This window comes from Photobacterium ganghwense, assembly GCF_017329545.1.
GTDB classification, from domain to species: Bacteria; Pseudomonadota; Gammaproteobacteria; order Enterobacterales; family Vibrionaceae; genus Photobacterium; species Photobacterium ganghwense.
On record NZ_CP071326.1, the window covers coordinates 624,710 to 645,108 of the forward strand.

Consider the following 20,399-nt stretch of genomic DNA (forward strand, 5'->3'; position numbering starts at 1 on the left):
GGTGAATGATGGCTTTAGGGATGAAAAAGGCAATATGCGGGTTAGCCGTGGCTGGTTTGATGCTGGCGGGCAGTGTACCTGCGTTTGCAGGCTGGAATCTGGATGGCAGCAAATCCAGCGTTGGCTTCTCTTCCGTTAAAAATGACGCGGTGTTTGAGCAACACGGATTCCGTAACCTGAGCGGTTCCATTTCTGACGATGGCGAAGTAAAACTGACCATTGACCTGAACAGTGTTGATACCAATATTCAGATCCGCGATGAGAGGATGAAAAAAGAGCTGTTCGACACTGAAAAATTCCCTTTCACAACAGCTATGGCGAAAGTCGACGTCGCCAAGCTGAAAGCATTGGCGCCGGGTAAAACAGAAGTGACCGATGTTGAATTTGCGTTAGATCTGCATGGCAAAAATGAACGCCTGGTCGCATCAGTACAAATTACCGGTTTGGAAAATGGAGGTTTACTGGTTTCGACGATTAAACCTGTGGAAGTAAAAGCAGGGGCATTTGGGCTGGATGGCGGTGTGGACAAACTACGTGATATTGCCAAACTGAATTCTATCTTGCTTTCAGTTCCTGTGAATGCAAACTTAGTATTTCTCTCTGAGTAACAGTAGAATAGCGAAACAACCTTAAGTGCCGGCACGATGCCGGCCTTATTGCTTTTGGCGTTGCTGATTTTAGCAGCTTGAGTTATGTGAACAGACAACTGTGGATTGATTCTGACGGTTGTCTTGGCTCATAGCACTTGATAACAAGAACTGTCACCGCCGCGAATTTTTACATGCTTGGCGTGATCCATGCCTGAGGCTTTATTGCTGTAGTTTTAGCCGAAGTGATAGCTGTCGTTTTCCAGACTTGAGGCTACCTGTGCATGGGTGAATCTTCCAAGATACTGATATTTCGAATATTTAAATCATCCAGAGCCTGGATTATTTAGCACTGTGATTAGTAAACAAGGATGCCCAATGAAAACAGTAGTCGTTGAAAATACACCTGTCTCCCCCGGTAAAATTATTTGTGTTGGCCGAAACTATGTCGCTCACATCCATGAGCTTGGCAATGATATCCCCGATGAAATGGTGCTGTTTTCCAAACCAAATTCTGCAATAACAAATCAACTTTCCGCTTCTCACAATGGCGATGAGTTACATTACGAAGCTGAACTGGCTTACCTTTATCAGGATGGTGTTTTTTCTGCTGTTGCCGTGGGGCTGGATCTGACTAAGCGTGAAGTGCAGAACAAGCTTAAGGAAAAGGGGCTGCCGTGGGATCGTTGCAAGGCATTTGACGGCGCGGCTCTGTTCAGTCCGTTTGTTTCTATCAGTCCCGCAGTGAGCAGTGATGCATTGCAGGAAACGCCATTGGGTCTGACGCTTCATATTGATGGTGAACTCACGCAAAGTGGTACAACAGACCTCATGATTTACAAACCTGACGTCGTTCTGGCTGAGATACAGAAATTCATGACGCTGGAAAATGGCGATATCGTTATGACGGGGACTCCGGCAGGGGTGGGGAAAATTAATGCTGGCGCAGTGTTCAGTGCAGCAGTGGTATGTGGTGACCACATACTGACATCTGTGGAATGGACTGCGGCAGCGTAACCTGACCAAATCATTAAGTAACGACAATTTAAAGAAGGTATCCCGTGAGTAGTGAGCATTTTCAAGGGAAATACGAAGTTGAGTTAAAATACCGACTGGCATCCAAGTCTGCTTTTCTGGCACAGCTGAAACAGATGCCACATGAAGTGATGCTGGAAGAAAATGTTGAATCGGATACCTTTTTTGATACACCTTCCCGGACTTATGCTAAACAGGGAAAGTTGGTGTCTATCCGCAGCATGTCGCCTTCCGGTATTCAGCTATGGATTGTGAAGGGGCCTGAGCCGGATCGCTGTGAAGCGGTCAATATTACCGATGCCGATAAAGCCTGCAGTATGCTCCTGACGATGGGGCTTGATCCTGTGCTTCAGACCAGCAAAACACGCAGTATTTATTTTCTGGGGGAGTTTCATATTACAGTCGACAGTCTTGCGGGTATTGGCGACTTTGCGGAGTTTGCCATTATGACTGACGATGAAGCCAAACTGGATGGTTACCGTGAACAGCTGACGACTATGGCTGCGCAATTCGGGTTGCAGGATAGTGATCGGGAATGCCGTTCTTATCGAGACATGCAAGCCTGAGCCCTATCAGGCTAATTCTACATTTTTCAGCTTATATGTTGCCTATGTTAAGGCTCCATGTTACGGCACTAAGTTGAGGCTCTGTGTTGAGGCTGAAGCACTGTGTTAAGACACTAAGTGACATTCCGCATACTAAGGCTTAAAGATGTCTTTTCTGATATGATCAGACCGATTGAAAACAACATGCAAAAGTAGTGACTCACATGTTTGATAAAGAGCAAATAGTAAAACTGGCTAATGTAAAAATGCCGTTTGGAAAGTACAGCGGGCGTGTCATCATCGATCTGCCTGAAGAGTATCTGCTTTGGTTCGATAAAAAAGGCTGGCCGAGTGGCGAGCTGGGTGACCTATTAAAGCTGTGTTTAGCGTTGAAAATTGAAGGGCTGGACAGCGTCGTGAAACCTTTGAAGCGGATGTGACCTACATCGGTAACCTTAATTTTTCCCACTATACAATGTGTTTTTCTTCAAAAGAGTAAGACTGTCTGGCTGACTCCTTTTTGCCCTAAAGTGAGTCGCGACCGCCTCCATAGTGAATAGTAGAGTTCTGGTTATAAAAAACATTAACTCATGCTAGCTAAAGGAAATACCTGACCCGATAGTTCTTCTCTAGCCAATCTTCTGTTTGGCTCATTATCGCTAACACCCTCGCGCTAAATAGCATAAGATACTCGGCCTTTACCCAGTACTGAGCCACTCATCGTAATGACAGATAAAACACAGCAAGCGACATTTGCCGACCTTGGCCTGATTCCAGCCTTAGTCGAGCGACTAGAAGTGTTAGAATATAGCCAACCAACACCTATTCAATCTCATGCCATCCCGCATGTGCTTGACGGCAGGGATATGGTAGGCGGAGCCAATACGGGCTCAGGTAAAACCGCCGCTTTCTCGCTGCCAATTTTGCAGAAAATTCTTCAGCAAGGTGAATCAAATGCTCGTCGTGGCAACTTCGTTTCTCATCTGATTTTGGTTCCTACTCGTGAGCTGGCATCGCAGGTGGCTTACAACGTTAAATCCTACTCATACCATCTTAGAGATAAGATCAAAACGGTTGCCGTATTTGGTGGTGTATCCGTGAACCCACAAATGCAGGCGCTGCGTGGTGGCTGTGACATCATTGTTGCAACGCCGGGACGACTACTTGATCTGGTATCGAGTAACGCGATTAAGCTAGACCAAGTAAAAACGCTCGTGCTTGATGAAGCCGACCGTATGTTGAGCCTAGGATTTACCGAAGAACTCAATAAGATTCTTGCTTTACTGCCTGAGAATAAGCAGACGCTGCTATTTTCTGCCACTTTCCCTGAGAAAGTCACGACTTTGGCTCAGCACTTACTTAACGATCCTGTTGAAGTTCAGTTACAGAGTGCAGAAGCCAGCACTTTGGTGCAGCGCGTGTTTAGTGTCAATAAAGGTGAAAAGACGGCGGTACTCGCACATCTAATCAAACAGCATCAATGGCGCCAGACTTTAATTTTTGTGAATGCTAAGAATGCCTGTAACCACCTAGCTCAGAAACTGTCAAAACGCGGCATCACTGCCGAAGTTTTTCATGGCGATAAAGGGCAAGGCGCTCGTACTCGCGTTCTTGAGGGTTTTAAGTCTGGTGAGATTCAAGTACTGATTGCTACCGATATCGCAGCGCGCGGTCTCGATATTGAAAAATTGCCAGTGGTGATTAACTTCGATCTTCCGCGCAGTCCTGCCGACTATATGCATCGAATCGGGCGTAGTGGTCGTGCAGGTGAAGTGGGTCTAGGGTTATCTCTTATCGATTACGATGACTACCACCACTTTAAAGTGATAGAAAAGAAAAACAAGTTCCAGCTTGAACGCGAGCAGGTAGAAGGCTTTGAAGTGGAAGACGACCAAAGTGAAGCCTACTTTTTACCGATGAAGCCGCGTGCAAAGCCGGCAGGAACGGGTAAAAAGAAGAAAAAGCGTAATCAGTAGAAGACGTAACCTACAAGTTAGTCGAATTACGAGAGTTTCTTGGGCGTAGATTAACCAGTTGGCCACTCGCTGCCGTTGACCCGTTTAAAGAACAATAGAGCCTTGCTGGATCCGTCAGCAGGGCTCTATTGCTTTCTAAGGAAGTGTACTAGCGACGTGTCGGACGGTCACGAGATGAGCGTTTTTTAAATGAGGATGCTGCTTTAGCTTGTGACTTAAGAATAGAGTCAACGGTTAGCGGCATCGGCTCTTTAGGTTCAAGACCATGAGGAAAAGTTCGAGCTCTCGGTGGTAAGTTGTATTCTTCTTCGCTCGCGCGTGGCATGCGCTTAAAGCGATAAAGGTAAAAGTTTTCTAATTTTTCTCTCGCCCATTCGGTTTTCTTCAAATACTTCACGCTACTTGCAATCGAGGGTTTAGTGTTAAAGCAATTAAAGCGCATGGCTGTATCTAGAATGTCCCAGCCATAAAAATCCACCAACTCTTGCAACATAGTCTCTAGCTTTAACCCGTGCAGTGGGTTGTTTTGTTGCAGTTCGATTCTCTCTTCGTCAGTCATCATTTCAGGGGCCTTACTCATCAAAGGGCGGAGTTTAGCAAAGTATACAGTGCAGAGATATCTATAGTTAGGCCGCGATGGTTTGAGTAGAAACGCCAGAAGAAATTTGCTTTCTTTGGGCTCAGAAAGAAAGGGTTCTCGGAAGGTGAGTTGGGTTTACTGATGGCACTGGCACTTAAGATTGAAGGGCTTGACAGTGTCGTCAAATCGCTGAAACGTTGAGTATGATGTTTCTTCTTACTGGCTATTTGTTATCGTTCAGAAGAAACTTGCACGTAGAGTCACACTGACTCAACAACTGATAGATTGAAAGGGGGCTGAAAGTACTGAATTTATTTCAGGAACAATGGGTCTTCCGCATGAGTCACATCTTTCAGCATTTTTTGAAAAGACGGGCATTGTAAATGGTTTTCTTCAGGGCATTCAGCAACATGCCGTAACCCTAACTGAATTTTGGTTAATTGGCGGATTGCTTGTTCGAGTGCATTGGCTTTATTCAGTAGTACGGCGCGATCAATATCCAGATGGCCGTCATCAGTGAACATTTCACGGATCTCTTCCAGTGTCAGGCCTCCCATTCTTCCGAGTGAAATAAGCGATAGCTGCTGAATCACTTTGGGGTGATATTGTCTTCGTAATCCTTTTCTGCCAACTGCCCGGATTAATCCACGGGATTCGTAATAACGCAAAGCTGAGGGTTTTAATCCTGTCTGCTTGGTGACTTCACCAATATCGAGCCATTCCATACTTGACCTCAATCTGACTTTAAGTTGTACGATGCAACTGTAGCAGGATATGCACATGATCCCAATGGTTAGATCTAATTGAATAGATCGTGACAGTTTCGCTGAGAATCGGGTGAGAGGTATGGCTGCAGAATCAATCTTACAACGGTAACACTGTATCAAAGGAGCAGGGAATGGTTATATCTGGGGTGAATGAATTCATTGTTCAGGCTGTGATTCTGGGTGTGGGCGCGACAGTGGTGATGGATGCATGGGCGTTGTTTCAGCGTCATGTGCTGGGCGTTCCGACGCTGAACTATGCAATGGTCGGGCGGTGGCTGGGGAGAATGACCTATGGTGAATTTGCGCATGCTTCGATTGCTGACGCGTCAGATGTGAAAGGTGAAACCGTACTCGGATGGGGAGCCCATTATCTGATTGGCATTTTGTTCGCCGCAATTTTGATTGCAGTGGTCGGCGAAAAATGGTTATCGGCCCCTACATTGTGGCCGGCTGTGATGGCTGGCGTTATCAGTGTGTCGGCTCCTTTTTTGATTATGCAGCCCGCATTTGGATTAGGGGTAGCGGCTGCGAAGATGCCATCTCCCTTAAAAGCCAGAATCAGAAGTGTTATCACCCATGTTATATATGGCTTGGGTCTGTATCTGACAGCATTGCTGATGCAATATGTATCTGATAGTTTCTAATACTGTTCCTGCAGCCGGATAAAGCTGATGGACTTAAGCTGGCTGCCAGCAGACTTTGACGCGTTGTATGCTATTTATTCAGATTTGGAGGTTGTCGCGAATAATCGTTTTTTACCTTACAGCTCTCGCAATTGTTTTGAAGCCATGTTTATAGATGATCAATACAATTTTGTCTGTTGTGCTGATGATGGTGAAATACTGGGTCATCTGGCTATCATCGGATCAAATAAGCCGAGGACCCGACATGTTGTGTCTTTTGGAATCGCGGTCTCTAAACGCAGTAGGGGGCAAGGTGTAGTGCGACAACTCATGCAACACCTTATCGATTATTGTGATAACTGGCTGAATGTGAGGCGTATTGAACTGGAAGTTCATGCCAATAATGAAGCTGCTTTAGGACTGTATAACACCTTTGGTTTTGAGCTTGAAGGTGCGAAAAAACAGGCCGTGTTCGTATCGATATATTGTTGATGGCCAGGCTCAATGGTCGCTCTTAATAGCGTTACGCTTTCAATTACAACAAGGACTGTTTTCATGAATATCATTGCTCTTTCTTCCGTTGATGGTTACGAAAATCAACTACGGGAGTTATTACAGGACTGCGTCGGCAGCGGTGCATCTGTGGGTTTTATTGCGCCAATAGCACATGCTGAAGCAAACAGCTACTGGCAGGATGTTCAGGGCGGATTAGCGAATGGTACAAGAAAACTCTGGGTGGCAATAGAAAATGGTATGGTAGTGGGCGCAGTTCAGCTGGGGTTGTGTTCCAAAGCGAATGGTTCGCATCGTGGTGAAGTAGAAAAGTTGATGGTGCATACTTCAGCGCGAGGAAAAGGGATTAGCAAAAAGCTAATGGCGTCACTGGAAGAGGTGGCTGTATCGCTTGAACTGCTACTATTGGTGCTGGACACCCGACTCGGTGATATCGCTTCCACACTATATCGTCAGCTTGGGTATACCGAAGCAGGTCAGATACCGGCCTTTGCGCGAAGCTCTGACGGACAACTCGACGCGACGGTGCTATTTTATAAGCAAATTAATGGTATGAAGCGTTAAATGGTTTGTAAATGGCGTGATTGGGATAGTCATTCCAGTTATCAATTTCCACTAGCAGCCATCATTCATTCTGTTGTTGGCTTTCATTTTGATACCTATACCATCTTACCTAAACTCTGGAGAGAGACATGATAACGGGAAATGATCTGCTGTATCTGCAACGCTGTATATCCTTAGCTAAGGAAGCCTTGGACGCCGGAGATGAACCGTTTGGCTCTTTGCTGGTGGCAGAAGATGGCACCATTTTATTTGAAGATCGTAACCGTGTGGCCGGGGGCGATCGTACCCAGCATCCTGAGTTTGCTATTGCTCGCTGGGCAGCAGCAAACATGTCGCCTGAAGCGCGAGAAAAAGCGACAGTATATACCTCCGGTGAACACTGCCCGATGTGTGCGGCAGCACATGGCTGGGTAGGGCTGGGACGTATTGTCTATGTCAGTTCATCGGCACAGTTATCGACATGGCTGCAGGAGTGGAATGTCCCCTCAGCGCCTGTAAAAGCATTACCCATTCAGGATGTAGTACCAGGTGCTCAAGTGGAAGGCCCAGTACTGGAATTAGCGGATGATATCCAGGAACTGCATCGTCGTTTTTACCAGGTTTAATTTATTTGAAAGAAAGAGAGTGCATGAGGCGCCAAAATGATGGCGCTTTTTTTGTGAAACGATTTCTATGATTAATGTGATAGTTCGTGACAGGTCACAAAAATGAAAACTGGTTAAAGCATTTTTGGGTAGTTAAACGTGCCGGCAAGTAAGCCAGTTCTCGGTCAAAAAATGTGGTTTTAGATAATCAGTTTAAAAATAAAGGTGTCAATAAGGATAAATCATGTTTATAACTGGATTTAAAGCATAGCCATATTGTAGTAGACGCATTTTAAATCCCAAGAGTCATTAAATCTCAACACGTTCCTTTTATATAAAATTCCCATAAGGAATCATTTGTTCATCTATATTGTTATTTAGATGTATAGATGACAGGGAATGTCCGATGTTTGGTCTATTGAAACGCAATACGGTTTCTCAGGAAACACTTTTATCCGTTACCCATCTTTACCATGAATCTCATCAGTTATTGACTGCAATTACAGACTCATTTGCCTCTATTGAATTTACCCCATCCGGTCAGATCCTTTTGGCTAATCCACTTTTTCAGAGCGTGATGGAATACTCGATTGATGAGATAGAAGGTAAACACCACCGTATGTTTTGTACTGAGCATACCCGGAATAGCCAGGAATACAGAGAGTTCTGGCACCAATTGGCGTCGGGTGTCCCGATTAATGGATTATTCCAACGGGTAACAAAAAGTGGTCGGGAAGTCTGGCTAGAAGCCAGTTATTGCCCGGTGCATGATCAGGAAGGACGGGTGTGTAAAATCATCAAGGTGGCGACCGATGTCACCGAGCGGGTTATGGCCCATCACCATTTAGAAAGCCAGGTGAAAGCGGTTTCTCGATCGATGGCTATCATTGAGTTCGACCTGTCCGGCAATATTCTGTTTGCCAACGAAAATTTTCTCGGGGCCGTTGGATACCGCCTGGAAGAAATACAGGGACATCATCACCGTATGTTCGTTTCACCGGAATATGCTCAGTCTAGGGAGTATCAGCAATTTTGGGCAAAAATAATCAACTGGCTTACGAGTTATCCGTAAAAACCTGCCAGCTGTCGGCCGAAGGTTGTGAGTCGGGGCATCAGGCAATTGCGAAAATGTCCGAAATGGTTGCTGGCCTGAATGCAACTTCAGACGTGATTTCGCAACTGGAGGCTCAGTCCCAGATTATCACCAGTATGGTAGACACTATTTCGGCGATTGCTAATCAAACCAATTTATTAGCGCTTAATGCGGCAATTGAGGCGGCTAGAGCTGGAGATCAGGGAAGAGGCTTCGCAGTGGTTGCCGATGAAGTGAGACAGTTGGCGGCTCGTACCAATGAATCCACCGTCAGAATTGAAGATGTTGTTAAGCAAAACAGCCAAGTGACCTCTCAAGCCGTGGATTCTATGTCGACAATCATTGCCAGTGCCCGAAGCAGTATGGAAAGGGTTAAGGCGGCGAATGAGGCGATTCAGGATATTGAAAAAAGTATCAATGACGTTGTGGCAGCGATTCAACGATTGTCGGCGACAGGATAGCAAAGCATGGTTGTTTGAGTCCTGATCTTCCGCAGGTTTTTATCTGACTCGCGTTCAATTATCTTGATAGTCTGTTAACGACTGCTACTTAGTCAGACACGCCCAACTGCTTTGACGAGGTTGGGCGTGTCCGTATTGCTATGCAGTTTGGGCTTGCTGCTGCGTCAAAAGCTGCGCCAAAAATCGTAGTGGATAAATGCCGCGGCTATAAATCAAACGGCCAAAATGTCACATTTAAGAGTCGGCGGTTGAGTATATCGATCCGTCCTGATCCATCTGGGTCAGCAACAAACGGGTATCAAACTCAAGTTGGTGGTAGTGCGGTTCCATATGGCAACAAAGCTGATAAAACGCCTTGTTGTGTTCTTTCTCACGAATGTGAGCCAGCTCATGTACCACGATCATACGAAGCATTGGCTCAGGGGCTTGTTTAAACAAGGTCGAAACCCGAATTTCATTTTTCGCTTTTACTTTATTGCCATGCACGCGAGAGACAAAGCTGTGTAATCCTAAAGCATGATTAACAACATGAATTTTGCTGTCGTAGGCCACTTTACTGATGGGGGCAGATTTTCGAAGGTACTGATTTTTGAGTGCCATAACAAAATCATACAGCGATTTCTCAGATTGAACCTGATGTGCTTCAGGGTATTTATTCAACAAGTAAGCCTTTAGCTTATCATTTCGAATAAGGGTGCTGATCTGGTCAGTTAGATGTGAAGGATAACCCTGTAAATATTTCAGTTCGTGCATGAGAGAATACCAGAAGCAGATCAAAGCGGTGATTCTAGCCAGAGCGCAGTGCGACTGCAATGGATTAAGTACGGTGGCCAGTAGCCATTTAATTGTTAGTGCAATAAATTCAGAACGATGGACGTTGTCAGAACTGAGAGTTCTCGCCCATACTTATAAGCAGAAGCAATCGAAAATGCTGATTAGTCAGAGCTTTGTACCAATAAGGAGCGCACTATGTATTTACGGCTGCCACCCCCTTTAGTTTTACTGCTGTCGGTTTTTGGCATGTATTTGCTGGCACAATTAATGCCTTTGTACGAATTTCACTTTGCCGGGCAGCGTATGCTGATGCTAATGTTCTGTTTGGCGGGGACGCTTATTGGACTGGCTGCAGTCATGTCTTTTGCCAGAGCGAAAACAACGGTTAACCCACATAAACCCGCAAAAACGTCAGCCCTTGTCACAACGGGTATTTACCGGATCTCTCGCAACCCAATGTACCTCGCTTTACTGTGTCTTCTCATGGCGGCTTTCATTTACTTTTCGGCCCTATCAGCGGTGCTGATGATCGGCGTGTTTGTTATGTACATGAACCATTTCCAGATTGCGCAGGAAGAAACAGTCCTGAAAGCCATGTTTGGTGAGCGGTATGAGAAATACTGTCATCGTGTAAGACGCTGGTGTTAAAGTTTTTTTGTGTTGACGTGGTTTTGAATAGTTGCTCTGAACTGGCACCATCCCAACTCATTGCTATTGAGGCAATGGTCATTCATTAAAATGAATTCATATATTTAGGCGTGGTTTCATTGCATGATGAAACCACGCTGACATGATATTTCCCTGCATTGAATGCTTTATTTTCCCGCCAAATGAATCTTTTCTGACATGATTTTCCACTTGTTTTGATTTTTTGCACTTGCACTTGCACTTGCACTTGCACTTGCATCCACGCCCTGCAATATGGTTGTGCTTATTCGAAATGTACAGGGGCAGTTTGCGTTCATAAAGGCACTGACGATAGGCGTCGTCGGTCTACACTTGTTTGATAAAGGCAAAAAAGAGGGAATTACAATGAGCTATTTACATGGTGTGCATGTTGAAATTGAACAAAATGAGAACCAAATTTTCATGGAAATGAAAGCAATCGGCACGCTGACTCATGAAGATTATGAAAAAATCACCCCATTATTGGAAACAGCCCTGGAAGGCACAACGGATCCTGTCGTTAATGTTTTCTTCGATGGGACAGAATTTGAAGGCTGGGATCTGCATGCTGCGTGGGACGACCTTAAACTCGGGCTGCGCCATGGGAGAAAATTTAACAAAATAGCGTTCTATGGTAATGAACGGTGGCAATCGATTATGTCCAAAGTCGGAAGCTGGTTTATCAGTGGTGAAGTGCGCTATTTCGAAGATTCTATTGAAGCCATTAACTGGCTTCGGGAAGCAGATAAATCTGCAAGCTGATTCACTATAGCCTTGTATCCTTGAACTGAATGTCTTGGAACCGAGTGTATAGTATTGAATATTAGATTGATTTAATATAACCACTCAAAAAAATAATAAGGCAAAAACCCGTTTGCCTTGCGTTGAAGGTGTGGTGGACATGAGAAAAAGAATAACCCTTGCCGGATTCATCTTTTCGCTGTTTCCGGCGACGGTATGGTGTGAAAATGCGAGTCAGGGATTGACAGACATTCAGCCTGCTTCAGATCTGCGGTATTTTGTTGGTTTGCGTGCTGGTGCCAGTCAAATGGGTAATGATGATAAAGCGACCCTTGTGAATGGCGGGCTTTTTACTTCTGATGACAGTAGTTATGCAGGCTTTGGTGGTCTGGACTTTGGAGTGTACAGCCAAAAGTGGAACACTCGCATGTATTACAGTTATGAATACCACACCTCGACGACAGAGTTTGAAGGGGATGATGCGTACGACATTAACGCCCATCTACACATGCTGAGTGCTGATCGTATATTCCGGCCTGATTCAAGTATCCAGCCGTTTGTGGGACTTCATTTTGGTTATGCGTTTGCAAAATCGGATTCTCGCTTTAATGATAAATATGAAAACGATGGATTCGTTTTTGGTTTTCAGGCAGGGGTAGACTGGAGAATTTCTGATAGTGTTGCTGTTGAACTGGGTCTGCGACATAGTGTGTTACCGTCAGATCGCACCAACTGGTCAGCAGAAGACAGCCAGGGTCAACCTGTTAACGTCGAAACGCAACTCACTGGGGTTTCTTCGGCGTATCTGGGCGCAAGTTACCGATTTTAAGCCGCTGGTTTACTCAGAAAAATAGCTGCGTATAATGCCTTGCCGCAACCAGAACCAATAAGGACTTCACTTTGAAGCTATTTGTAAGAGATCTAACCGTTATCGATGCCTCGTACCTGTGTGAGCAGCGCGGAATGGTAGGAGAGAGCTGGATTCTTGATGTGGTCATGTCGGGCGAACTGAATGAAATGAGCATGGTGCTTGATTTCAGCCGCGTGAAAAAACGTATCAAGCAGCTTGTTGATGAATTTGTTGACCATCGACTGATTGTGCCTCGTCAAAGTGCGGCGATTCGCATTGCTGAAAGCCAATTGGGCTATTCAACGGTTGACCTGTTACGCGGCGAAAAGAGTATTTACCTGAACTGTCCTGATGAGGCGTACTGCTTTATTGATGCCAATGAAGTCACGATTGAGTTGGTTACTCAGCACATTTATGATGTGCTCAAAGGTCAATTACCGGAAAATGTACAGGGTCTCGAACTGACACTGCGACATGAAGCGATTCCCGGGGCGTTCTATCATTACAGCCATGGTTTGAAAAAGCACGATGGTAACTGTCAGCGTATTGCCCATGGTCATCGTTCTCCGATTGAGTTGTTGGTTGATGGTGAGCGTGATGCATCATTGGAACAGCAGTGGGCTGAGCGTTGGCATGACATTTATCTGGGTACTCAGGAAGATTACTGTTCGTTGAATGAACTTGATCTGAGTCCGGAAGCAAAAGCCGCGAAAGAAGAAAGTCATTTTGCTTTTCGCTACACCGCACCTCAGGGTGAGTTCCAACTGGCCATTGCTCGTTGTGAAACGGAAATGATTCCGACTGATACAACGGTTGAGTTACTGGCACAATACATTGCCGAGCAGGTTAGTCTGCAAGTCAATGAAAGTAGTGTACTGGACGTTGTGGCATATGAAGGTGTAGGCAAAGGTGCGATGGCTTCAATGCCCGGACGTAAAAGCGCGTAATTCGGGTTGTCGCCCAAGGTGGATGTTCAGAAGCTTACTTGTCTTTGGGCTCCGACTACAAACGCACACAGCTCAACGATAGTTTTCTAAAGCCCCTGTTTCAAGACAGGGGCTTTTTCTTGCCTTACGTTTTTTGGCAACTCTTAAACTCGGCTGTTTTTAGTATGACAGTTTGCTGCTTTTCAACGGTGGTTCAGGCTTAACGGGCGAGCATCAGAGTAGATTCTCAATAGGCAGAATACCGGAGAACCATGCCGCGATCCGTAGCCACATGCTGGCATCAGGCTCGGTTGAGTATTGCTTGCCGGTCGCATCATCAAACCAGACGATCTCGCCACTTTCATTCAGTTCAAGGCGATAGGTAAACTGCGGCATATGTTGCTCTATACCCTGGTACACGTCATCAGCAAAGGCAGGAGATTGCACCAGTACACCCATTTCGGTGTTGAGGTAGGCAGAGCGCGGGTCAAAGTTAAACGATCCGACAAATACATCCTGTTTATCAATGATGAATGTTTTGGCATGCAGACTGTTTCGGGAACTCCCCAACCATGATCGTTCTCGCTTATGCAGGCGGTCAGCTTTGACTTCGTACAGTCGGATGTTGGCTTCCAAGAGCGATTTTCTGTATTTTGCGTACCAGCCGTGTACGGCAAAGACATCGTTAGATGCCAGTGAATTGGTAATGATGGTGAGCGTAATGCCTTTATTAGCCGCTCGGGTTAATGCATTGGTTCCCTTTCGCGTTGGCACAAAGTAAGGGGATACCAAAAACAGTTCAGATTGCGTTTGCGACAAAATGGCATCCAGTTCATGGAGCAGTAAGTCACTGTTTGCGCTCTGATAGATTTTCTCTGGTGGATCGTAATGTAGTTCAGCTTCACCCCAGTAAAAGGACAGGGATTTGTCTTGAATTTTCTTTGCAAGAGGTAATTCCGACAGTTGAGCGACATACGGCGACTGAGTTTCAATTGCCTGTTGCAGCATGGCTTCCCATTTATCCAGTTGTGCCTGAGAAACCGGCGCATAGTTATCCACCAAATCTTCGATTGGTGAAGCTGGCTTACTGTTCCAGTAAGTATCAAATTCAAGGGAGAGTTGAGGAATAATATTTCCGAGCATCAGGAGATCAAAATCCCCGAAATCGACCTCCCCATTAGCCGAAAAATATTCATCCCCGATGTTGCGTCCGCCCGCGATACCGAAAGTCCCGTCGACAATAAGCGCTTTGTTGTGCATACGACGATTTAAACGGTCAAAGTCACCAATAAACCCCAGAGCACGACTGACACGCTGACGAAATGGATTAAAGAGCCGTACTTCAATATTCGGGTGGCTGGATAGCGAGGCCATAACAGCGTCATCGCGAGACTGCATGTCATCGAGTAACACCCGCACCCGCACGCCACGCTCTGCCGCTTTATATAAGGCATAAGTGAGGAGAGAGCTGGTGGCATCGTCGCGGTATATGTAGTACTGAAGGTCGATACTATTATCGGCGCTGTGGATGAGTGCCAGTCTTGCCAAAAAGGCTTCCTGTCCATCAGCTAGAGGGTAAAAACCGGTTAACTCAGGATGGCTGTCCACATAAGGTTGAGCAACCTTTGCAAGTCTGCTGTTGGTGTCAGCAGACATCGCCTGGCTCGGATGCTTATCGTTACTTGGGGCATGGCTACATCCAAACATAAACAAAGATGTCGCTAAAAATAAGTTTAATTGTAGTCTGCGGCAGGGTACCAAGGAAAAGTCCCGGGTTGTTTTCGACCGAAGAAAAGCAGGGATCAATGGCATAGACAAGTGTCATTTTGCTCTGAATACCAACAGTGTATGCAGCAGAGGGTTTGTTTTCAATTGCTTGCTTTGAGCTTTAGCTGTTATTGGGATACGGAAAAAGGGAAAGTGGTGTTTTAAAGCGAACATTGCGTATGCACTTACACCTTCGTTATAACAGCTGCATTGACGCTGCAACCTGAATCGCAAAAAGGTGAACATTGACACATTTGTAAATCATTAAACGTCATGATTTTTAAGGAAAATATCTTAACTGTGTTGTTTGTCGAAAAAAACAAAATCGCTTACAAATATAAGGTGAATTCATTTTCAGGCGACACTAAATTGCGTTCTGCAGGCAGCAAACTGTACTGCAAATTAACTCGATTTATTGTAAGGACAAAAATGAAACCCTCACTACTTGGTTTGACCCTTTTGGCTTCGTTTAATTGCGTTGCAGAAGGCGCATTGGATTTACATACCCTGTCTAATAACAATACAGATAACCTGGTGTGGGTAGGACATCTTAGTCCTGATACCGACAGTGTTGCGTCAGCAATTATGGCGGCACACCTCTATGGCGGCATTCCTGCGATCACTGAAAATCCTAACCCGGAAAGTCAGTTTGTACTGAATTATTGTGGAATTGATGCTCCACAGGTAAAAACGGATTTTTCTTCATACCAAATAGGTTTGCTGGACTTTAATCAGTCAACGCAATTAGCTGCCTCTATTCAGCCGGAATCAATCACAGCGATTATTGACCATCATGCATTGGGAAGCTCCCCGATTCGTTTACCGCAAATTGTGAGTATGGATATTCGGGCGTGGGGGTCGACCGCGACGATCCTGACTGAAAGTGCAGAAAGGTTAAAAGTCGATATCCCGAAAGCAATAGCATGTGTGGGACTTGGGGCTATTCTTTCTGATACCGTAGTTTTTCAGTCGTCAACCACAACGGACTATGACAAACGTTATGCCGACAAACTGGCAAAAATTGCAGGTATTAAGGATATTCAGGAATTTGGCCAACAAATGCTGGTGGCGAAGTCGGATCTCAGTCATTTCTCTGCTGAAAGTATTTTGACGATGGACTACAAAAATTTCGAATTCGGCGGGAAGAAGGTGGGCATTGGCGTTGCAGAAACGCTGACCGCTCAGCAGTTAATTGACAGAAAATCAGAATTTCTTACAGCAATGACATCTTTCAAAAAAGAACAGGGGCTCGATTATCTGTTCTTTTCAATCACAGATACGAAAAACAAGCGTGCCAATATTCTTTGGGTAGACAGTCAGGATAAAAAAGTGTTGGCGGACGCTTTCGGTACTGCTATCAAAGGAGACATTCTGGTTATGGATGGCGTGACGTCCCGCAAGCGTCAAATCGGTCCTGCCATTCAGAAATCCATTGAGGCACAATAACCCACACTTGTACTCGTTGAATAACAAGTGACTCATATTGCTCTTCTGGTTTGAATGCGTATTACGAAAAAGCCCCAGCATAACTGCTGGGGCTTTGAATGTGGCGGAGAGATAGGGATTTGAACCCTAGATACGCTATTAACGTATGCCGGTTTTCAAGACCGGTGCTTTCAACCACTCAGCCATCTCTCCGTAGGTCGCGAATATTACCCAGACTAGCATGTGCTGTAAAGCAATAATGTAGAAAACGCAACCATTCACTCAAAAAGCAATCAGGTTTGGTGCTTTTTAGTCTGCAAAATACCGTTCAGGTGTCATTAAAATACTTTGCTTACAAAATAAATTTTGTTATGTAGGTGTTAAATATTGACATACATCACAATTATTGAATGTGAATATTGTGATGACTAGTGGCATTAAAGATGAATTTAATCAGGTATTCGTTGATGGTTGCAGGAAAATATTCGGATGAAAGGTCTTTCTTTGGAGGTTGTTAATTTCACAGAGTAGTGATAATCGTGTTTCTTTTACTCTGTACTCTTCACATCACTGTGAAGTTGCGTATATTGGTTCAGGAGCCCAACAACACTGTGGTTCTGGAAGTTAGCCTTCCTGTAGTTGTTCCAGAGAAGTACCCATAATTCGTTGTGGGCATAGATTTAGTCCGAGGTAAGTAAATATTAACAAGGAGTAAATATTATGGCTAAACGCGTCTCTAACAAACGTATCCGTGAAATTTTGGATGAAGCAAAATCCAAGAAGTGACTATTTCATTCTGACTTGTCTTTGCTGAAGATAAGCTTCTACATATAATGTTTAGATAGCTTTTAATATAAATCTTCAAAAATACAGCTTTTTAACAGATGGCTTTTCAGTATTACATCTAAAGCAGTGTATAGATGCAAAGAAAAAATAGTAACGTCAACAAAGTAACGAAAGCCTCCATGTCGGAGGCTTTTTGATTTAAGCAATTCTGTCATTCAGTGCACCGTTGGTACGGGTCAAATCACCTGTACCAGAGAGCCCAGTAGCAGGGCCGCCATTCCGTAGTTAAACCAGCGTAGTTTGTTTTCTTCATTAAGGACTGATTGCATTTTCTGTCCGGCATAGGTCCACATACTGACCGCGGGCACGTTAACGAAGGCATAGGCTGCAGCAATGATTGCAATGCCTTGCCAGTTTTGTGACAGATTGAAAACACTCACTGTAGATAATGCCATTGACCATCCTTTGGGGTTGAGCCATTGAAAACCGGCTGCTGACAAAAATGTCATAGGTTGGTAATCTGATGCTTGCGAGGTGCTTGGCTTACTTTTCGCAATGGCGTAGGCAAGATATACCAGATAAACGGAGCAAGCGATTTTCAGTATATCTTGTAACACGGGGTAGGCTTCAAAAAAGCCAACCAGCCCGATCCCCACTAGAATGACCATGAAACTAAAACCGAAAATAATGCCTAACATGTGTGGAATCGTGCGCATGAAGCCGATGTTGGCACCAGAGGTCATGAGCATGATGTTATTCGGTCCCGGTGTTGCGCAGGAAACAAAGGCAAAAGTGACAAGTGCTGCAAGCTGTTGATATTCCATGGTTATTATCTTCCCGTTCAAGTGTTTTTCTATGCTTGAATATTAATTTAAATCTCATTAAATTATCTGTCTGAATGTGCTTGAAACTGAAATAATTCACAATGAAGTTGTGCTATGGATAGATTTGACGAAAGAATATTGCATGAGCTAAAAGCCAATGGTCGACTCTCGAATGTTGACCTCGCCCAGCGGGTGGGTTTATCACCATCGGCAACATTAAGACGGGTACAGGAACTGGAAAAAAAAGGAGTCATCAGCGGATACCGAGCTGTACTCGACAGAAACAAGCTGGGAGTAGGGTTTGTGGCCTATGTGTCAATTGGGTTGTCAGATCACAGCCGCAAGTCTCAGCGTGATTTTGAACTGCAGGTTATGGATTCAGAGCAAGTTGTGGAATGTCATAATATAACAGGCAGTAGTGAGTACCTGATACGGGTTGAAACTGCGGATCTGGCGTCTTATAAGCGCTTTCATTCCGAAAAGCTCGGTGAAATACCACAGGTTAACACCATTACGACCATGGTGGTGATGGATACGCCGAAAGATGAGCGAGGATAAAAAGGCACCCAATGGTGCCTTTTTATCTTTAATGCCCAGTATGCTATGCAGGGCGGCCTAGATCTAAGTCTGTGGTCTTATTTACACGTCTTCGTCGAAGCCGAAATCGTCTCCGCCTAGAAAGCTATCTTCGCCAAAGCCGCCTTCACCAAAGTTATCACCACCAAATCGGGTTGGATCCGCGCTGGCAAAACTGTCGTCGAAACCGGCGCTGCCGAAACCACTTTCTTCAAATCCGGCGTTTCCGAAACCTGTGCTGCCATCGGTGTAATCTGATGCGAAGCTTGAGCTGTCATCCAGGAAACCACCAGTGTTTTCCTGTGCGGCATCAGTGGATGCTGTTTCAGTGACAGAATCAGCTGTTGCGGTATCGGCTGCCGCAGCATCTGCCGATGCCGTGTCCGCAGCTGCAGTTTCTGCTGCTGGGTCATCATTGCCAAACAGGGCATTGCTGATCATGTGTCCTGCAACCATACCAACGGCTACGCTGGCAGCAGTCTGCATGAAGCTGCCGAAGGCACTTGGTTGATGAACAGGGCGAGGTGGCATCGGCTCAGGGCGGCTGCCCCCCATCATTTTACTCAGAGCACCGCGATTAGCTTCCGTTTTATGGTGCTCAACGCACTGCTCCAGGTAGTCGTTCTTTTGCTTGAGCTCTTTAAGCGCCATCTCCTGAACCAGTACAGCCTGAGTCAGTTTGTAAATGGCATCTTCCTGTGAAGCAATTTCATTGCTGATCAGGCTTTCAGCATCAGCATCTTTGTTCTTTTTCGGGCTTTGCTTCAGTTTGTTGGCAACATTTAAGATGAGCTCTTTTTCTTGTGGAGTCATGGTTTACCTTCTCTAAATATGTACGGATTGCACTTGAAGTAGCACTTTAGTTAATATTTGGATTTATGACCACCATCGTAGCCGAGGGTTCCTATTTAAATCTGTAACTATACGTAACTGAGTGATAATAGGATGAGAAGCAAACGGTATGGTGGAGGAGTGAACCAGAAGTTCAGGGCGGACTGTTCCGTTAGCGTTTGGCATTTGCAAAAACTCACAGCCAGACTTACTGGGTAAGAGGCAATACAGCTCAAAGGCTACCTGGCGAAAGCCGAAAATGGAATAAAAAATCCGGCCTTAGCCGGATTTTTAAAGCTTTGCAGAAGTGACGGCAAGTCATGATTTCGTCAGTATTACTGGCGAATACCTTCAACATGCAGTTCAAGGTCAGCATAGCTGGATGTACCCATTACCTGAATACCGAAATCTTTCAGTTCAATACGGGTTGAGCCTGTGAAACCGGCACGGTAGCCGCCCCACGGGTCTTCACCTGCACCAACAAATTTAGCATCAATTTCCAGAGGTTTTGTCTGGCCATGCAGTGTCAGATCACCATAAATGGTCATTTCACCATCTGCTTTAGGCTCTACTTTTGTTGATGTGAAAGTCGCGGTACCGTATTTGCTAACGTCAAGAAAATCACCACTGCGAACGTGCTTATCACGCTCAGCGTGGTTACTGTCAAAACTTGAAGTATCAACATTGACTGTTACTTTGGATGCAGCCAGATCTTGCGGGTCATAGCTAAATGAGCCGTCAAATTTATTAAAACGTGCTTTAATGAAGCTGTAACCCAGGTGGCTAACTTTCAGGTTGATTGAAGCGTGCGCGCCTTTAGTATCAATCACGTAGTCAGCGGCGTTGGCAATAGTTGGTACAGAGGCTGCCGCCATTAAGCCCAAAGCAATCAAATGTTTCTTCAT

At 45.2% G+C, this 20,399-nt stretch carries 23 protein-coding genes, 1 tRNA gene and 2 pseudogenes; 18 read left to right on the top strand and 8 right to left on the bottom strand.

Going from position 1 to position 20,399, the window contains the following annotated elements; all coding sequences use genetic code 11:
• The first annotated feature begins 20 nt into the window (after positions 1-20).
• The 5 genes from FH974_RS18715 (at position 21) to FH974_RS18735 (ending at position 4,143) form a co-directional block, all read left to right on the top strand.
• Positions 21-608, top strand: coding sequence for a YceI family protein (locus FH974_RS18715; protein ID WP_047884531.1), 588 nt, complete (start codon positions 21-23; stop codon positions 606-608).
• A gap of 357 nt (positions 609-965) precedes the next feature.
• Complete coding sequence (locus FH974_RS18720) at positions 966-1,604, top strand: fumarylacetoacetate hydrolase family protein (RefSeq protein WP_047884530.1); 639 nt, start codon at positions 966-968, stop codon at positions 1,602-1,604.
• 44 nt (positions 1,605-1,648) lie between these two features.
• Positions 1,649-2,188, top strand: a complete 540-nt coding sequence (gene cyaB, locus FH974_RS18725; RefSeq protein ID WP_047884529.1) for a class IV adenylate cyclase — start codon at positions 1,649-1,651, stop codon at positions 2,186-2,188.
• Positions 2,189-2,391: 203 nt separating this feature from the next.
• The gene (locus tag FH974_RS18730; protein WP_047884528.1) at positions 2,392-2,607 is read left to right on the top strand and encodes a DUF3820 family protein; all 216 of its coding nucleotides are present in this window, start codon (positions 2,392-2,394) and stop codon (positions 2,605-2,607) included.
• A 285-nt stretch (positions 2,608-2,892) separates the two neighbouring features.
• A complete protein-coding gene (locus FH974_RS18735; RefSeq protein WP_047884527.1) occupies positions 2,893-4,143 on the top strand; it encodes a DEAD/DEAH box helicase in 1,251 nt (416 codons plus the stop codon).
• 148 nt (positions 4,144-4,291) lie between these two features.
• Here FH974_RS18735 and FH974_RS18740 read toward each other — a convergent pair whose 3' ends face one another.
• Positions 4,292-4,705 (bottom strand): VF530 family protein, encoded by a 414-nt coding sequence (locus FH974_RS18740; RefSeq protein WP_047884526.1) that lies wholly within the window; start codon positions 4,703-4,705, stop codon positions 4,292-4,294.
• A 123-nt stretch (positions 4,706-4,828) separates the two neighbouring features.
• On the opposite strand from FH974_RS18740, the pseudogene FH974_RS26535 reads away from it, so the two are divergent.
• Positions 4,829-4,924: pseudogene (locus tag FH974_RS26535) on the top strand (DUF3820 family protein); the annotation flags it as partial.
• Positions 4,925-5,034: 110 nt separating this feature from the next.
• Here the strand turns inward: FH974_RS26535 and FH974_RS18750 are convergent.
• Positions 5,035-5,448, bottom strand: coding sequence for a helix-turn-helix domain-containing protein (locus FH974_RS18750; protein WP_047884525.1), 414 nt, complete (start codon positions 5,446-5,448; stop codon positions 5,035-5,037).
• A 173-nt stretch (positions 5,449-5,621) separates the two neighbouring features.
• Between FH974_RS18750 and FH974_RS18755 the strand changes: the two genes are divergently transcribed.
• From FH974_RS18755 to FH974_RS18780, 6 genes and pseudogenes are all read left to right on the top strand, one after another.
• Positions 5,622-6,134, top strand: a complete 513-nt coding sequence (locus FH974_RS18755; protein WP_047884524.1) for a DUF2938 domain-containing protein — start codon at positions 5,622-5,624, stop codon at positions 6,132-6,134.
• A 27-nt stretch (positions 6,135-6,161) separates the two neighbouring features.
• On the top strand, positions 6,162-6,605 hold the full coding sequence (locus tag FH974_RS18760) for a GNAT family N-acetyltransferase (protein WP_047884523.1): 444 nt from the start codon (positions 6,162-6,164) through the stop codon (positions 6,603-6,605).
• Between the two features lie 63 nt (positions 6,606-6,668).
• Positions 6,669-7,190, top strand: coding sequence for a GNAT family N-acetyltransferase (locus tag FH974_RS18765; protein ID WP_047884522.1), 522 nt, complete (start codon positions 6,669-6,671; stop codon positions 7,188-7,190).
• Positions 7,191-7,318: 128 nt separating this feature from the next.
• Positions 7,319-7,795, top strand: coding sequence for a nucleoside deaminase (locus FH974_RS18770; protein ID WP_047884521.1), 477 nt, complete (start codon positions 7,319-7,321; stop codon positions 7,793-7,795).
• Positions 7,796-8,180: 385 nt separating this feature from the next.
• Positions 8,181-8,846 (top strand): PAS domain-containing protein, encoded by a 666-nt coding sequence (locus FH974_RS18775; RefSeq protein ID WP_207104071.1) that lies wholly within the window; start codon positions 8,181-8,183, stop codon positions 8,844-8,846.
• Positions 8,847-8,938: 92 nt separating this feature from the next.
• Positions 8,939-9,328, top strand: a pseudogene (locus FH974_RS18780) (methyl-accepting chemotaxis protein); the annotation flags it as partial.
• Positions 9,329-9,562: 234 nt separating this feature from the next.
• Here FH974_RS18780 and FH974_RS18785 read toward each other — a convergent pair.
• Positions 9,563-10,081 carry a M48 metallopeptidase family protein gene (locus tag FH974_RS18785; protein WP_047884519.1) on the bottom strand — a complete coding sequence of 173 codons (519 nt, stop codon included), beginning with the start codon at positions 10,079-10,081 and terminating at the stop codon, positions 9,563-9,565.
• Between the two features lie 216 nt (positions 10,082-10,297).
• Here FH974_RS18785 and FH974_RS18790 point away from each other — a divergent pair, with 216 nt between their 5' ends.
• The 4 genes from FH974_RS18790 (at position 10,298) to FH974_RS18805 (ending at position 13,306) form a co-directional block, all read left to right on the top strand.
• Entirely contained in the window at positions 10,298-10,750 is a 453-nt protein-coding gene (locus FH974_RS18790; protein WP_047884518.1) for a methyltransferase family protein, read from the top strand.
• A gap of 384 nt (positions 10,751-11,134) precedes the next feature.
• Positions 11,135-11,530: a SpoIIAA family protein gene (locus FH974_RS18795; RefSeq protein WP_047884517.1), complete on the top strand. Its 396-nt coding sequence runs from the start codon at positions 11,135-11,137 to the stop codon at positions 11,528-11,530.
• Positions 11,531-11,663: 133 nt separating this feature from the next.
• The gene (locus FH974_RS18800; RefSeq protein ID WP_146149681.1) at positions 11,664-12,338 is read left to right on the top strand and encodes a porin family protein; all 675 of its coding nucleotides are present in this window, start codon (positions 11,664-11,666) and stop codon (positions 12,336-12,338) included.
• A gap of 71 nt (positions 12,339-12,409) precedes the next feature.
• Positions 12,410-13,306 (top strand): 6-pyruvoyl trahydropterin synthase family protein, encoded by an 897-nt coding sequence (locus tag FH974_RS18805; protein ID WP_207104072.1) that lies wholly within the window; start codon positions 12,410-12,412, stop codon positions 13,304-13,306.
• Positions 13,307-13,519: 213 nt separating this feature from the next.
• Here FH974_RS18805 and FH974_RS18810 read toward each other — a convergent pair whose 3' ends face one another.
• The gene (locus tag FH974_RS18810; RefSeq protein ID WP_242551959.1) at positions 13,520-14,833 is read right to left on the bottom strand and encodes a phospholipase D family protein; all 1,314 of its coding nucleotides are present in this window, start codon (positions 14,831-14,833) and stop codon (positions 13,520-13,522) included.
• A gap of 648 nt (positions 14,834-15,481) precedes the next feature.
• Between FH974_RS18810 and FH974_RS18815 the strand changes: the two genes are divergently transcribed.
• On the top strand, positions 15,482-16,498 hold the full coding sequence (locus FH974_RS18815; protein WP_207104228.1) for a manganese-dependent inorganic pyrophosphatase: 1,017 nt from the start codon (positions 15,482-15,484) through the stop codon (positions 16,496-16,498).
• Between the two features lie 101 nt (positions 16,499-16,599).
• Here the strand turns inward: FH974_RS18815 and FH974_RS18820 are convergent.
• Together FH974_RS18820 and FH974_RS18825 are read right to left on the bottom strand one after the other, a co-directional pair.
• Positions 16,600-16,690 (bottom strand) — tRNA-Ser (locus FH974_RS18820).
• Between the two features lie 809 nt (positions 16,691-17,499).
• On the bottom strand, positions 17,500-18,087 hold the full coding sequence (locus FH974_RS18825) for a LysE family translocator (RefSeq protein ID WP_047884515.1): 588 nt from the start codon (positions 18,085-18,087) through the stop codon (positions 17,500-17,502).
• A gap of 114 nt (positions 18,088-18,201) precedes the next feature.
• Here FH974_RS18825 and FH974_RS18830 point away from each other — a divergent pair, with 114 nt between their 5' ends.
• Positions 18,202-18,645 carry an Lrp/AsnC family transcriptional regulator gene (locus tag FH974_RS18830; protein WP_047884514.1) on the top strand — a complete coding sequence of 148 codons (444 nt, stop codon included), beginning with the start codon at positions 18,202-18,204 and terminating at the stop codon, positions 18,643-18,645.
• Positions 18,646-18,726: 81 nt separating this feature from the next.
• Here FH974_RS18830 and FH974_RS18835 read toward each other — a convergent pair whose 3' ends face one another.
• The gene (locus FH974_RS18835) at positions 18,727-19,476 is read right to left on the bottom strand and encodes a DUF2076 domain-containing protein (RefSeq protein WP_047884513.1); all 750 of its coding nucleotides are present in this window, start codon (positions 19,474-19,476) and stop codon (positions 18,727-18,729) included.
• Between the two features lie 353 nt (positions 19,477-19,829).
• Positions 19,830-20,399, bottom strand: a complete 570-nt coding sequence (locus FH974_RS18840; protein WP_047884512.1) for a YceI family protein — start codon at positions 20,397-20,399, stop codon at positions 19,830-19,832.